Below are 14,203 nucleotides of genomic sequence, written 5' to 3'. Positions count from 1 at the left end.
ATTGCAAATACAAAAGAGTTTTAATGAGACTTCTAATGGTGAAGGTAAATTGTATCTAGTTCCAACTCCTATTGGAAATTTGGAGGATATGACTTTTAGGGCCATTTCTACCTTGAAAGAGGTGGATAAAATTTTAGCAGAAGATACTCGACAATCACAGAAATTGATGAAGTATTATGAGATTGAAACTCCGATGCATTCTTTTCATGAATTTACTTCTGTTCATCAAGTGAAACAATGGGTGGATTATTTGAAGTCTGGACACAGTATTGCTTTAATCAGTGATGCAGGAATGCCGCTGATTAATGATCCCGGTCATCCCCTTGTTCAGTCAGCTCTGGAGTCATCTCTTTCAGTTATTAGTTTACCTGGGGCTAATGCCGCTTTAACTGCTTTGATTTCTTCTGGTCTTCCAGCTAATCAATTTAGTTATTATGGATTTTTCCCTCGATCTAATAAGGATCAATTAGAAATACTGGATCAAATCTCTCAAAGAAAGGAAACAGCTATCTTCTACGAATCTCCTTATCGTGTACATAAGACAATTAGTAAGATACGAGAAATTTTGGGTGATGATGTATTATTAGTGATCGCACGAGAAATTAGTAAGAAATTCGAAGAATACATTCGTGGAAGTGCGAGTGAATTGGAAGAATACTTAGAAAAACAACCATTAAAAGGAGAATGTGTCCTTCTTGTGAATGGAGGTTCGGAGATAAAACAACATAAGAGAGTGGTTGATGATAGTTTAAGCTACAAAGATCAGGTATTAGGACTAATGGATGAAGAGGGATTGAGCGCTAAAGAAGCAATTAAACAAATTGCACAGTATCATCAAGTTAGAAAACAAATCATTTATGCTGCTTTTCATGAATTAGATCAAGAATCGAAATAGAAGAGAGGATCTTTATGCTCTATGTTATCGCTGTTTTAATGGGGCTACTTACAATCGTTGTGTTACTCGTCAGATGGCGCTGGTTTTCTCCTATTGCCTTGGTATATTTTATTATTTTAAGCATAGTTTTGGGGATATTGGAAGATAGTAAATGGTCATTCATTGTGATAGTTAGATATTATGTTTATTTGTTTGGGTCAACATTCGCAATCTTAATGCCTTTTTTTCTATTATTTTTGGCATACTTGATGCTAAGTCGAATTGACCATGATCGTCAAATTTCCTTTTTAAGAATTATATTCAATATTTTTATTTCTCTAACTTTTATTGGAATTGTTATATATACTGCCTGGGTAGTCATAGAAAAAAATACATATTTGGCACGTTTTTTAAGCGTGTATACACTTACGAGTATTTATTTGATTATTAATTTTCTTTTGTTTGTCATAATTAATCTGGTTCTGTGCTTTTATCGTCCCTTATATAAAGACTATCAAGCAATTATTATTTTAGGGGCACGTTTGTCCGCAGATGGTAAGATTAGTAAAGTCTTGCGCAAACGTTTAGAGTTAGGAACAAGAGTGTATTTGAAGGCGACCAAGAAACCTATTGTAATTGTGACGGGAGGACAGAGCCAAGCGGATTTTCCTTCTGAAGCACAGGTGATGGCTGACTATCTTTATCAAAAAGGAGTTTCAAAAAAAGATATTATTCAAGAGAATCAGGCCCATTCTACACGAGAGAACTTAAAGTTTGTCCGCATGATGTTTAAGAATAATGAAGAGGTTACTAACAGTTTGATCATCACCAGTCATTTTCATCTCTTGAGGACATATTTTTATGCTTGGATGATGGATTTTCAGTTAAATATTGTAGGAGTGGCCGGTAGCGTGTCGCATGTTGTTTTTGCTACTTTACGAGAGTTTATTGCATTCTTTGTTTTGACAAAAGAATTGAATTATTTGTTTATTATCGGATTTTTAATTCGAGGTATCATTCAAGTTTTGGACATCTATCGATAGGAGGTTAAAATGGAAGACCAAGTTAAGCGCTGTGGCTGGGTTGAGGGAAAACCCAATTACTATTTAGATTATCATGATCATGTTTGGGGAAAAGCAGAGCATGATGATCAAGAGCTTTTTAAGTGGTTGGTTTTAGAAAGTTTTCATGTAGGGCTATCTTGGCAATTGGTTTTATCGAAGCAGAAAAATTTTGAACAAGCTTTTGATGGATTTGATTATCATAAAATCGCTAAATATGGGCAAAGTAAGATTGAAGCATTAATGCTTAATAAGGGAATTGTACGTCATCGAGGTAAAATAGAAGCGACGATTGAGAATGCAAAAGCATTTCAGAAGATTCAAATGGAATATGGCTGTTTTGATCAATATATATGGTCTTTTACAAATGGAGAGACTATCTATCGTCAAAATATGGAAACGATATCTAGGTCTGAGCTCAGTGATGAAGTAACCAAATCGATGAAAAAAGATGGATTTAAATTTATTGGGTCAGTTACCATTTACTCTTATTTACAAGCAATTGGCATTATCAATGATCATGAATTAGATTGTCATTTTAGATAAAAAAGCTCCTCAATATTGAGGAGCTTTTTATAGTACATTATAAGCTGTTATTAGTTTTAATTTCACTTAGAATTTCTTGAAGTAATTCAACTTCAGTTGGACCAACAGGTTCTGGATCGGGTGCTACAATTCTTTTCTTCTGAACTTTCTCTAAAGCTTTAAGAGTAATATATAAGAAGAAAGCGACCAAAATAAAATTAATAATGGCTTGAAGAAATAGCCCATAATTTAATGTTGTCCCACCAATTTTTGCAGCTAGACCAGATACATCCGCTTGACCAGTAAAAGCAACAATAATAGGCATAAAAATATCATCTACTAATGAATTGACAATAGCTGTAAATGCAGAACCCATGATAATACCAGTTGCCATAGTAATAATATTATCATTTGAGATAAAGCCTTTGAATTCTTTCCACATATTCATGACCTCCTATGAAGTTGAGTAATAACAGTATTAGAATAACATGATTTTATGAGAAAGCAAATTTTTTCGCTTAAAACAGGTTTATTTTCTATTTTTTCTAATAAATTTATTTATTGGGAAGTGTTCAGGATCGATATCCCAAGCACCATGTGCAAGTAATGAATACCATTGATAGCCAAGGTAGGGGCCATTTGTTAAACCTGAGGCACCTAATCCTGAAATAGCCCATAGGTTATTGAAATGAGGCACTTGTCCAATTAGAACATCTGATGTAGGAGTATAGGCTCGGATTCCAACAGCTGTTCGATGGATAGGTAATTCTTTTAGACTAGGAAAGTAAGGCAAGGCTAATTGCTTTAAATTGTTGATAATATTAGGATCAAGCGATAGGTCAAAGCCTGAATTTTTTTCATGTGAGGCTCCTATGATAATTTCACCTGTTGGGAAAGGAATAATATCAAAGCCTCCCGGTGGCATGACGACCGGCCAGTTATTTCCTTGCCATTCAGGTTGGAAGACGGAAAATAGTTGTCCTTTCTGAGCTTCAATATCACACTCAAGTCCAAGAGGAGTTAATAGTTCAGCTAGCCATGCGCCAGCAGCTAGAAGAACAAAGTCAAAGCATTCTTCTTGATTTTCCCATTGAATAAGAATCTGATTCTGTCTATATTTTCTTAACTTGGCGTGCGCAGAAATATACTCTCCCCCATGGTGAACAAAGGCCTCTTTTAATAGATTTATGAGAGCTTTTCCGTCAACGCAGGCTCCTCCTTTTACCCAAGTGGCATTGAGGTCTGTTTTAAGCAATGGAAAATAGTCTTTAATTTGTTCATGGTTTACAGTTTTAATTTGTTGTATAGAGGGAGAATCTGTAATTTTTTGAGTAAATATTTTTTGATCCCTGATGATTTCTTCTGAATTTTTTCTGAGAAGAAGGGCTCCGTTTACTTGAAAGATTTGTTGACTATCGAAACCATCGGCTTGAAGATCCTCCATGAACAAACGATAGAATTCAGCTCCCTTTGAAACGAGAAAGTTCCAATTTTTATTTCTTCGCTTTGAGAACCATGGACAAATAATACCAGCAGCAGCTTTACTTGCTTGACCTCGATCAATATTAAAAAGCGTTACTTGATGGTGATTCTTAGCTAAATAGTAGGCAGCTGTGCTTCCCACTATTCCTCCGCCAATAATAGCAATCTTTTTTTGAGTCATTTCTTACCTCCTTTTGTTTTACTGGTGAAAACTTTCTGTTAATGTTATTTTAAAGGAAGAAATCAAAGAATAAAAGGAATGATAGAGTGAATTCAACCATTGAAACAATACAGAACCATCGATCGATCCGCTTTTTTAAGGATCAAAAAGTAGAAGAAGAGAAACGATCCTTATTATTAGAAACAATGAATCGGGCAGCTACTTCAACTGGTATGCAAACCGCATCAGTTATTCGAATAACTGATGGAAGCATTAAGCAAGAAATTGCGAAGATAGCGAATCAACCTTATATTAATCATGTGCCAGAATTAATGATCTTTGTGGTAGATTTGTATCGAAATAGTCAGATTGCGAAAGCAAAAGGCTATACAGGAGAAAAATATCGCTCGATGGATAATTTTTTTCAAGGAGTAGCAGATGCCTACATCCAAGCTCAAACTTTCACAATCGCTGCTGAATCGTTAGGTTTTGGTGCTGTTTATTTTGGCTCTATTTTAAATGATAGTGCAAAAATGATTGAATTATTACAATTGCCTTCGCTAACTTTTCCGATTGTAGGCTTGGGTTACGGTTATCCGAATGATAATCCAGAATTAAAACCAAGAATTCCCGTTGAGTATAAAGTTGGGGAAAATACCTATTCTGCTTATTCTGATTATTTAGAATTGTTAAAGGAATATGATACTGAGATGACGCAGTATTATGATACTAGAGAGAAAAATCAACGGTCAGATTCCTTCACAGATCAAGTGAAAGATAAAATAGAGTCCGGTAAAATGTTGAGATCAAAAATGATGCAAGTTGTAAAAACACAAGGGTTTGATGTGATGTTGGAGAAAGAAGAAATGTTTGAAGAATAAAAAGTAAGGCGGAAAAGTCCGCCTTACTTTTATTGACTGATGTGAGTAAAATTTTTAATTCTGTGCATGGCTTCTTTTAAATTTACCATGCTAGCTGCATAAGAAAGTCTAAAATAGCGGTAACCGGCTGGTCCAAACGCTTGACCAGGTACTAAACCGACTTTTGCTTTTTGAGCTAATTGAAAACAAAAGTCATAATCATCCCCTTCAAACCAATCTGGAACTTGCACAAAAAGGTAGAATGCCCCTTGAGGATTGCTGACTTGATAACCTAATTCTTTAAAATTATTCACCAAATAGTTTCGTCTTTCAAGATAAGCTCGACGCATCTCTTCGATGATTTCATCGCCTTCATTGTAGGCAGAGATGGCGGCATATTGAGCTTGAGTGGTAGGCGTATTAATGCAAGATTGATGGGCTTTAAAGATTTCAGATAAGATCCAGTCTGGTGCACAGATGAAGCCCATTCGCCAACCGGTCATGGCATGGGATTTTGACGCTCCATTGATTAGTATTGTTTGATCCGGTAGATAATTAGCCATCGAAATGTGTTCACGATCGTAGGTGAGCTCAGAATAAATTTCATCGGAAATAACTAATAATTGATGTCTTTTGATAACGGTGGCTAAAGCTTTTAGTTGATCAGCTGAATATGATTTTCCTGTAGGGTTGGATGGATGGTTGAATAACAAAACTTTAATCTGAGGTGATTCTTTCAGTGCTTCTTCGAGCTGTTCTGGTGAAAGGATAAATTGGTTGTGGGAAACGTCCAATTGAATAAGCTCTCCTCCGCAGATTCCCACTTGTGTCCCATATACAGCATAATTAGGAGAAGGAACCAGAACTTTGTCTCCAGGGTTTAAAATCCCCATCAGACTAGCAAATATTGCTTCTGTTGCACCATGAGTGACAATGATTTCTGAATCAGGGTCATAAGAGAGTTGATATTTTCGTTGTAAATAAGCACTGATTGCCTCACGAAGTTCTTTGAGGCCTTTGGAATGGGTATAGCCATTTCCCTGTTGATCCATAGCACGTTTACTGGCATCTTTAATGAATTGAGGAGTATCAAAATCAGGCTCGCCAAGTGTTAAGCGAATGATCCCTTCAATATCGGAGATTTGATCATTAAAGGCACGAATAGGGCTAGCTTGAAGTTTTTTGAGACGTTTATTCAATGTGATTTCTGTCATATTCTCTCCACCTTTACAGATTTGTAATAATTATTGTAGCATAGTTTTTGAAGGTTACCATCTTCTTATGAGAAAAATAAGTTGACAATTAGAAAACTACCTATTAAAATGAGTTTAAAATTAAATTAAACACATTGAAGTGGAAAGTAGATTTGTTAATCGCTATAAAGAGAGTCCATGGTAGGTGAGAATGGATAGTGAGCGACAATTGAAAATGGCCATTGAGTGGTTGTTCTGAATGCGTAAGCAATAAGAACAAACGGTAGCTTCCGTTACAGAAGCAGCAGTATTATACGTTTATTTAAATGTAAAGTAAGTACTGGATAAGGTAATTATAGCGATATAGTTACGAAATAAGGTGGTACCACGCGAATTCGCACTCTCGTCCTTTAAACAGGAGGAGAGTTTTTTTGTTTGGGTAAAAGGAGGGATCATTTGATCGATTTAAAGAATATTGAGGTTGTGTTTGAAGGTGACGATGGAAGATTAGTGAAGGCTGTAAAAAATGTCGATTTGCATGTTGAAGCAGGGGAAATTTATGGAATAGTAGGTTATTCAGGTGCAGGAAAGTCAACATTAGTGAGAACGATTAATTTATTACAGAGACCTAGTAAAGGAAATGTTCAGGTAAATAAACAACACATGTTAGACTTGTCCGCCAAGGAATTAAGAAAAGCTAGAAAGAAAATTGGCATGATTTTTCAGCATTTTAATTTAATGGAATCTCGAACGATTGCCGAGAACGTTGCCTTTCCTTTAAAAGATTCAGGCCTAAGTAAAAAAGAAAAAGACGAAAAAGTTCAAAGCTTATTAGAATTGGTGGGAATATTTGATAAAAAAGATGCCTATCCGAGCCAAATATCGGGCGGTCAAAAGCAAAGAGTGGCGATTGCTAGGGCATTGGCCAATGATCCAGATATACTGCTTTGTGATGAAGCCACATCCGCTTTAGATCCCAAAACAACGCAGTCTATCTTGGATTTATTACGAGATTTAAATCAGAACTTAGGTTTAACCATTGTGATTATTACTCATGAAATGGCAGTTGTAAAAAAACTTTGTCAGAAAGTAGCTGTTATGGAGAATGGACAAATTATAGAAAAGGGCTCAATCGTGAATGTTTTTACCAATCCTCAAAATAATTTAACCAAAGAATTTATTGATACAGCCACTCATTTTGATCGAGAAATTAAGTTGGTCTTAGATCAGAGAGGCCAAAGTAACTTCTTGGAAAATCAAAAGATTGCTCGCATTTCCTACGTTGGTCGAGATACAACGCAACCATTAATTGCTCAATTAGTAAAAGACTTTAATGTGGTAGTGAATATTCTCTATGGTAATGTGGAAGTACTTCAAGGCGTTCCTGTAGGAAACTTGTTAGTTGCAATTGAAGCAGAAGAAAAAGCATTAGAAGAAGCCATAGAATATCTCCACAAACGTAAAGTAAGTATAGAGATTATCAATGACAGAAGGGAGGGAGCTTATGAATAATTTAAAGTTGGAATGGTATGATGCGGTGACAGATTCTTTTCCAGGATTTTCAGCAAAAATGGAAGAATTATTGCCTAATGCCTGGCCTTTATTAGATGAATTTGCAGTTGCCTTTGTTGAAACGCTTTATATGTTATTATTAACAGTCGTAATTGCGGGAGTTATTGGCTTAATAGTGGGAATTATGATGACTTTAACCGGACCAAAGGGACTTTTGCCTCATCGTGGTTTTTATAAAGCACTCGATACATTAATCAATATTTTTCGCTCGATTCCTTTTGTTATATTATTGGCGCTTTTAGTCAATTTCACTCGAATTGTTGCGGGAACTTCTATTGGAGCAACTGCTGCAAGTGTTCCAATTATTGTAGGTACCATCCCTTTCTTTGCGCGACAAGTAGAGATTGCCTTATTAGAGGTTGATCCGGGAGTGATAGAAGCGGCAGAAGCAATGGGGTCATCCCCCCTAGATATTATCTTCAGAGTATATTTAAGAGAAGGTTTGCCTGCATTATTAAGAGTTTCCGCCTCAACAGTCATAAACGTTATTGGTTTAACAGCTATGGCAGGAGCTGTGGGTGGTGGAGGATTGGGAACAGTTGCGATTGCTCGAGGTTATCAGCGAAGTCGTATGGATGTGATTGTGGTGGCAACAGTTCTTATCTTATTAATTGTTTTTGTGAGTCAAGCAACCTTTAATTTGCTAATTAAAATGACAGATCATAAAAAATGATGGGATATCGTTATTAAGAAATGGTAGGAATAATAGGGAAATAATTATATTTTAAAGGAGAGACTTAATATGAAAAAAATAATTCAATCTTTATGGGGGCTATTGACTGTTGGTTTGATACTGGTTCCTGGTATTTCAGCTCAAGTAGATAAAGACTGGGATGGAGAGACCGTTACTGTAGGAGTAGCTTCAGAGTACGAAGAAGAAGTTTGGAAAGACGTGGCGGAACGAGCTTTAGAAGAAGGAATCACGATCGATATCGTTTTATTTAATGATTATGTACAGCCTAATGTGGCCTTGGCAGATGGCTCTTTAGATTTAAACGCCTTTCAGCATGTTGAATTCCTCAATGATTGGAACGCTTCAAATGGTGGGGGACTTCAAGCTCTTGGATATACCTATGTGGCGCCAATGAAAATTTATGCGGAAAATATTAAATCTTTAGATGAATTGCAAGAAGGAGATCTTATTGCAATTCCGAATGATCCTACTAACGGTGGACGAGCCTTATTAGCGCTGGAGAAAGCTGGGATTATTGAGGTTGATGATGCATCAGGTGTACTCCCCACTGTACGTGATATAAGCAAGAATGACTTCCAATTAGAGTTTGAAGAATTAGATGCGGGTCAACTTGTAACAGCTTTACCAGATGTTGTAGCAGCCGCGATTAATAACAATTTTGCAAGAGATGCACAGTTGCCAGATGAACAAGCTATTTTTAATGATGCTGAAAAAATTGAAGACTTATCTGAAATATATAAAAATATTATTGCTGTTCGTTCAGAGGATAGAGACAATCCCCTCTATCATAAAATAGTGGAATTGTATCAATCAGAGGCGACTGCTAATAAACTAACTGAAGTATCGAATGGTTCCGATGTACCAGCTTGGTCTGATTCGGATCAGTTGCCGTTGGAACTTGAAAGTAAGGAATAATGGACTGTTTCTTACTTTTTGTACACAATATTTTTCAAATAGTTGTATTTTTTAGTTCGTTAGGCCGCTAAATTTGAAGGTGCTATGTTATAATTAAGCCAAGAAAAGTAGTCAATAAGGAGGAAGATCATGTTTAAACGAGTTGGATCATTAATACAGTATGGATTATTAGCTACCTTATTAGTGTATGGGCTCTATTCGAACTGGGGAGTTCCACAAATATATACTTTTTTATCGATTCTTATTTTAGGAGTAATCCTTGGATTGTTATTCTTAATTTATAACATTCGTTCGATGGCCTTTAGCCAAAAATTAGGAACTCATTTAGCTTTTTCTGCTTTAGCCATTCTAATTGTAGCGCTGTTTAATAATTGGATACAGATTAACTGGGGACAGGTCTTTACTTGGATATTGATTCTGAGTGGATTAGCATTATTAGCTTATATTGGTTATCAATATTTAATGAATAATAAAAAGAAATCTTCTCAGCAAAAAGAAGTGGTTGATCAACCAGAAGAATATGATGCGGTAACAGGGGCAGTTGCACATCCTGATGATCAAGTAGACGTGGAGAGAGATTCAATAGAAAGACAAGAACCTTTTATTGAATCAGAAGAAGTAGATAACGAAAAAATTGAATCAAGTCATGATGATCAGATTGTAATCAAAGAATATCATTATGAAGATGAGCCGATTGATGAGATAATAGATGATACAGAAGTGGATCATCAGATGGATTCTAAAAGAACAGATGCAAATAATGAAGAATATTAGATGATAAAAACCACTTATGAATCACTTCATAAGTGGTTTTTATTGAACGAGGTGTAAAAATGACGGAATTTGAACGAATGATTAGGGGTCAATTGTACGACGCATCAAAGCCAGAATTAAAGCAGCTGTCTTTAAAACAAAGAAATTTAATGAATAGATATAATCAGCTAACTGATGAGCAAGTTGATGAGAAACAGGGGCTTATGACACAGTTATTTGGTTCAGTAGGTAGAAATGTAACCATCCAAGCTCCTGTTTTTATCGATTATGGCGTGAATACAAGCCTAGGTGATAATTTTTATTGCAATTACGATTGCATTTTTTTAGATGTGTCGACCATTGAGATTGGTGACAATGTAATGTTTGGACCTCGTGTTAATTTGTATACAGCTACTCATCCGTTAGATGCAGGGGTCAGAAATCGTGGCTTGGAATATGGCTTGCCCATAAAGATTGGTTCAGGTACATGGATTGGAGGGAGCTCCACCATTCTTCCAGGCGTTACAATCGGTTCAAACACTATAATAGGAGCTGGCTCAATTGTAAACCAAGATATTCCAGATAATGTGATAGCCGTAGGAAATCCTTGTAGAGTCATCCGACCTCTGACAGAGAGCGATCAAAGTTATTGGCAACAACTAGAAGCTGACTATTTTAAGTCTAGCGATAGCAATGAAGAATAAATGTGGGTTAAGAAAGATTCAGAATGTTAGAAAATTTATTTTAAATATTTTCTAAATGCTGTTTAGCTTTAATTAAAATTTGTTTGTCAGAAGAGTAAGTTAAAGTGCTTAACGCTTTTTCAAAATTGAGCCAATTTGAATCTGTCACTTCTTCTATTTGTTGAATGACCTCTGGATTATTTGCACATGCTAGAAAATAAATAACATCTTTCATGACACCTTCTTTAGGCGAGAAAGTAGTGGATTCTCGGAAGGAGGTGTCTAATTTTACCTCTAACCCTGTTTCTTCCTTTATTTCTCTTAAAGCTGTCTCAACTTCACTCTCATTTGGCTCTACATGGCCTTTTGGGAAGGACCAATGCCCACCATTTTTGTGCTGAATAAGCAAGAAGTAGGGTGTTTTTTCTTTTGAAAAATAAATAACAGCTCCACACGATTTTTCCTTTTGCATGTTCTCACCTCTAGAATAGTCTTTCTTGTATATTATGAGTGACATCGTGGCGCTCATTGATGTAGGCAACTAGAATCATTTTTTGCCGTTCGGATAATTGATCAGCAGGTATCTTATTTAAATGATTAATTAATTCTTTAGGGAAGAAGATGCGATGGTCGCCTCTTACCTGTCCTGTCAGAGACTTAACGAGGCTGGAAACTTGAGAAAGTTCAACTACTTGATTAGTTTTGGTAACTAAATCAATTTGGACTTTTTGGCTATTGTGATAAGGACGGTAGTAATCATAAGGAAGATCAAAACTAGAATCTTCATTGAGATAGTAATTGCCATTGAAGCCTGCCTCAAATAATTCATTATAGATCGCTTCTTTTAAAGCGTCTCGCTCTTCTTCGTTGGTAATAATAGATTTAAAGGGTTTGCGATTCGAGAAACGATAGGCCAAGTCTGCGAGGATTACATCATCTTCTTCTGCCCACTGATTGAAGTAAGCATTCATAATATGATCATCAAGTTTTAAATAATCATTTAAGGTCCACTGATTATTAAGAAAGGGTTCTAACAATTTGATCGGTGTTTTCATTTTGGAACATTGATTTTTTTGATTATAACAATCTCGTGCTCGGGCAAAGAGACCTTTTAAAACTTGTTCCATCCCACGAGAAACAGGATGGAAATATACCTGCATATACATTTGATAGCGGCTCATAATATAATCTTCTACTGCATGCATTCCAGAAAAATCAAAAGCAATCCGGTTATTAAAGGGGCGAATTACTCTAGAAATTCTGGTTAGATCAAATTCTCCATATGAAACCCCTGCATAAAAGGCATCTCTGAGCAGATAATCCATTCGATCTGCATCAATTTGACTGGAAATCAGTTGAACAACTTGCTGATTAGGATAAGTTTTGTTAATGACACTCGCGACTTTTTGCGGGAAATCATTACCTAATCGTCTAAGTACTTGATTGACTTCCGTTTCTGGAGAGGTAATGATGAGTTGAGTTAAAGTTTCGTGATCAGTACTAAAAATGGTTTCAAAAGTGTGTGAAAATGGCCCGTGCCCAATATCGTGAAGTAGAGCTGCACAAATGGCGACCATCCATTCTTCAGGCTGCCAGAGGCCATCATAAGGAGAGGAAGAACGGTAATTGCGTTCAAATTGGCTAATAATTCTTCGAGTAATTTCATAAACACCTAGTGAATGATTAAAACGTGAATGTTCAGCTCCGTGAAAAGTATACGAAGAGGTCCCAAGCTGTTTAATTCTTCTTAGACGTTGAAATTCGCGGGTGTCAATGAGATCTATGATGATTTTATCTCGAATATGGATATAATCATGGACAGGATCTCGAAAAACTTTTTCACGACTGAGTTTTTGTTGAGCGAGTTTAGATTGAAATGATGTCATCATAGAGAACTCCTTGCTTATTGACTTTGGATCTTTTCGCTTCTTTGATATGCTTTTTGGTACAAAGGCTGAAATATTTGTTTTAATGTAGGGTCATGATAATTTCCTTTTTCTGTTGAGGAATATTGGTGAAGGGTATCTATTAGTAGTTGCATATATTCTTCCAATTGGATGTTGGATCCTAATATATTTTCCAGAGTTGTCATTGAATCAGGGTTAATAGTAGGGAAACGCTGATCAGCACCACCTTGTAGGTAAAATTCTTTCATTAAGTTTCCCCTTTGATTCTGGTCACCAGAGATCCCAATATAAGCAGCTGTGGTAACTGCGTGCTTGAATCTCCTTTGAGCAATACCTCCAACTTTTTTCCCTTCAAGTACAATATCATATTTTCCAGGACAGTAGGAATCTTCGATTTCATAGGCATCAACTTTTAAAGAGAAGTCTTTCAAAGAGTCTTGCACAAGTTCAATGATAACTTGGTAGGCTTCTTCAATGGATAAATTAATAATGCGATTATCTGTAACCAATCCAAAATTTAAGATGCCACTATCTTCGACGACGCCTAGGCCACCATGAGGTCTAAGCGAGACCGTATAGCCATTTTTTTTAAGGTATTGGATAGCTGCCGGAAAGTGAGGCAATAATTTATCTTTTGCACCTAGATAGATGGTGGGCTGAAAGATTGGATAAAAATGTAAGATTCCAAAAGGCGCTTGTGTTTGCTTTTGGTCATTCAGGGATAAGACGTAACGTAAAAAAGAGTCTTGATATGCCAGAGCAGAATCACGTTTATGACGATCGGGATTGTCTGATTCCGAAAAGATTAGCCATTGATGATCTGAGATAATTTTTTTGTGATTAATTTCTGCCATTGACGAGCACTCCTCAAATTGATATATTATAAAGGTTTCTAACACTATGATTATATCAAATTTTGTTTTATAATAGTATGAAAGTCTATAAATAAAGATAGAATGCCAATATGCACCAGTAGCTCAACAGGATAGAGCACTTGCCTCCTAAGCGAAAGATGATGGTTCGAGTCCGTCCTGGTGTATTTTAATATACGATTAAAATGAGGGATGGTATGTATCGGAAGAAAGTGAATTTAAATGTTGATCAAAGCATTAGATACATGAATGAAGAGGAGCATAATACTTGGCAGCACCGAAGTCATGCTGATTTAGTTGTTTTATCAACATACAGTCGAATTCAATATTTCGATAAGGATGGGCTAGAAATAACGATTAAGTGGTTTAGGGATACCATAAAGAATCAATATAAAGTTGAAATTCACCAACCACAGTATTCTCTTTCTTTTAAAGAAGGTGACATAACCTATACTTCCTATCAAACACCTCAAGGAGTCTGGGAATTAAAAGTTTATACTAAAGGGCTTGACGTTTGCGAGGAAGATTCATATCAAATTATTCACATTCAGTATCAAATTTATTTGCAAGACAAACAAATTGGAGAATATGATTTTCAATTGAAATATTGGGATTAAATGGTACTATAATAATGAGTATTAAGGGGGATAAG

At 36.0% G+C, this 14,203-nt stretch carries 16 protein-coding genes, 1 tRNA gene and 1 other annotated feature; of the genes, 11 read left to right on the top strand and 6 right to left on the bottom strand.

What is annotated here, in order from left to right:
• Position 1: 1 nt before the first annotated feature.
• Genes rsmI through HZY91_RS09625 form a run of 3 tightly spaced genes read left to right on the top strand, consistent with a single transcriptional unit; the run spans position 2 to position 2,481 of the window.
• Positions 2–895, top strand: a complete 894-nt coding sequence (gene rsmI, locus HZY91_RS09635) for a 16S rRNA (cytidine(1402)-2'-O)-methyltransferase (RefSeq protein ID WP_197116055.1) — start codon at positions 2–4, stop codon at positions 893–895.
• A gap of 14 nt (positions 896–909) precedes the next feature.
• Entirely contained in the window at positions 910–1,917 is a 1,008-nt protein-coding gene (locus HZY91_RS09630; protein WP_197116054.1) for a YdcF family protein, read from the top strand.
• Between the two features lie 9 nt (positions 1,918–1,926).
• On the top strand, positions 1,927–2,481 hold the full coding sequence (locus HZY91_RS09625; protein ID WP_197116053.1) for a DNA-3-methyladenine glycosylase I: 555 nt from the start codon (positions 1,927–1,929) through the stop codon (positions 2,479–2,481).
• Positions 2,482–2,518: 37 nt separating this feature from the next.
• Here HZY91_RS09625 and mscL read toward each other — a convergent pair whose 3' ends face one another.
• Complete coding sequence (gene mscL, locus HZY91_RS09620; protein ID WP_197116052.1) at positions 2,519–2,902, bottom strand: large conductance mechanosensitive channel protein MscL; 384 nt, start codon at positions 2,900–2,902, stop codon at positions 2,519–2,521.
• Between the two features lie 87 nt (positions 2,903–2,989).
• Entirely contained in the window at positions 2,990–4,123 is a 1,134-nt protein-coding gene (locus HZY91_RS09615; RefSeq protein WP_197116051.1) for an NAD(P)/FAD-dependent oxidoreductase, read from the bottom strand.
• Between the two features lie 86 nt (positions 4,124–4,209).
• On the opposite strand from HZY91_RS09615, the gene HZY91_RS09610 reads away from it, so the two are divergent.
• Entirely contained in the window at positions 4,210–4,983 is a 774-nt protein-coding gene (locus HZY91_RS09610) for an NADPH-dependent oxidoreductase (protein WP_197116050.1), read from the top strand.
• Between the two features lie 29 nt (positions 4,984–5,012).
• Here the strand turns inward: HZY91_RS09610 and HZY91_RS09605 are convergent, their stop codons facing one another.
• Positions 5,013–6,176 (bottom strand): aminotransferase class I/II-fold pyridoxal phosphate-dependent enzyme, encoded by a 1,164-nt coding sequence (locus HZY91_RS09605; protein ID WP_197116049.1) that lies wholly within the window; start codon positions 6,174–6,176, stop codon positions 5,013–5,015.
• 125 nt (positions 6,177–6,301) lie between these two features.
• Positions 6,302–6,569, top strand: a binding site (T-box leader).
• Between the two features lie 42 nt (positions 6,570–6,611).
• Between HZY91_RS09605 and HZY91_RS09600 the strand changes: the two genes are divergently transcribed.
• The 5 genes from HZY91_RS09600 to HZY91_RS09580 all read left to right on the top strand — a co-directional run bounded on the left by HZY91_RS09600 (position 6,612) and on the right by HZY91_RS09580 (position 10,793).
• A complete protein-coding gene (locus HZY91_RS09600; protein WP_197116048.1) occupies positions 6,612–7,667 on the top strand; it encodes a methionine ABC transporter ATP-binding protein in 1,056 nt (351 codons plus the stop codon).
• Positions 7,660–8,400, top strand: coding sequence for a methionine ABC transporter permease (locus HZY91_RS09595; protein WP_197116047.1), 741 nt, complete (start codon positions 7,660–7,662; stop codon positions 8,398–8,400). The genes HZY91_RS09600 and HZY91_RS09595 overlap by 8 nt, the downstream gene beginning before the upstream one ends.
• 69 nt (positions 8,401–8,469) lie before the next feature.
• Positions 8,470–9,336 (top strand): MetQ/NlpA family ABC transporter substrate-binding protein, encoded by an 867-nt coding sequence (locus HZY91_RS09590; protein WP_197116046.1) that lies wholly within the window; start codon positions 8,470–8,472, stop codon positions 9,334–9,336.
• Between the two features lie 129 nt (positions 9,337–9,465).
• Positions 9,466–10,110, top strand: a complete 645-nt coding sequence (locus HZY91_RS09585) for a DUF3021 family protein (RefSeq protein WP_197116045.1) — start codon at positions 9,466–9,468, stop codon at positions 10,108–10,110.
• A gap of 59 nt (positions 10,111–10,169) precedes the next feature.
• Complete coding sequence (locus tag HZY91_RS09580; RefSeq protein ID WP_197116044.1) at positions 10,170–10,793, top strand: sugar O-acetyltransferase; 624 nt, start codon at positions 10,170–10,172, stop codon at positions 10,791–10,793.
• 40 nt (positions 10,794–10,833) lie between these two features.
• Here HZY91_RS09580 and HZY91_RS09575 read toward each other — a convergent pair whose 3' ends face one another.
• The 3 genes from HZY91_RS09575 to HZY91_RS09565 are packed head-to-tail and all read right to left on the bottom strand — an operon-like array spanning position 10,834 to position 13,533.
• On the bottom strand, positions 10,834–11,244 hold the full coding sequence (locus tag HZY91_RS09575; RefSeq protein WP_197116043.1) for a bis(5'-nucleosyl)-tetraphosphatase: 411 nt from the start codon (positions 11,242–11,244) through the stop codon (positions 10,834–10,836).
• Positions 11,245–11,254: 10 nt separating this feature from the next.
• The gene (locus HZY91_RS09570) at positions 11,255–12,658 is read right to left on the bottom strand and encodes an HD domain-containing protein (RefSeq protein ID WP_197116173.1); all 1,404 of its coding nucleotides are present in this window, start codon (positions 12,656–12,658) and stop codon (positions 11,255–11,257) included.
• A gap of 17 nt (positions 12,659–12,675) precedes the next feature.
• On the bottom strand, positions 12,676–13,533 hold the full coding sequence (locus tag HZY91_RS09565) for a lipoate--protein ligase family protein (RefSeq protein ID WP_197116042.1): 858 nt from the start codon (positions 13,531–13,533) through the stop codon (positions 12,676–12,678).
• Between the two features lie 112 nt (positions 13,534–13,645).
• Here HZY91_RS09565 and HZY91_RS09560 point away from each other — a divergent pair.
• Positions 13,646–13,718: transfer RNA gene (locus HZY91_RS09560), tRNA-Arg, on the top strand.
• A 30-nt stretch (positions 13,719–13,748) separates the two neighbouring features.
• Positions 13,749–14,168 carry a DUF1934 family protein gene (locus tag HZY91_RS09555; RefSeq protein ID WP_197116041.1) on the top strand — a complete coding sequence of 140 codons (420 nt, stop codon included), beginning with the start codon at positions 13,749–13,751 and terminating at the stop codon, positions 14,166–14,168.
• Positions 14,169–14,203 lie beyond the last annotated feature (35 nt).

Source organism: Facklamia lactis (assembly GCF_015863205.1).
GTDB classification, from domain to species: domain Bacteria; phylum Bacillota; class Bacilli; order Lactobacillales; family Aerococcaceae; genus Facklamia; species Facklamia lactis.
The sequence above is the reverse complement of the archived record's forward strand: the minus strand, read 5'-3'. Positions and strand labels throughout refer to the sequence as shown.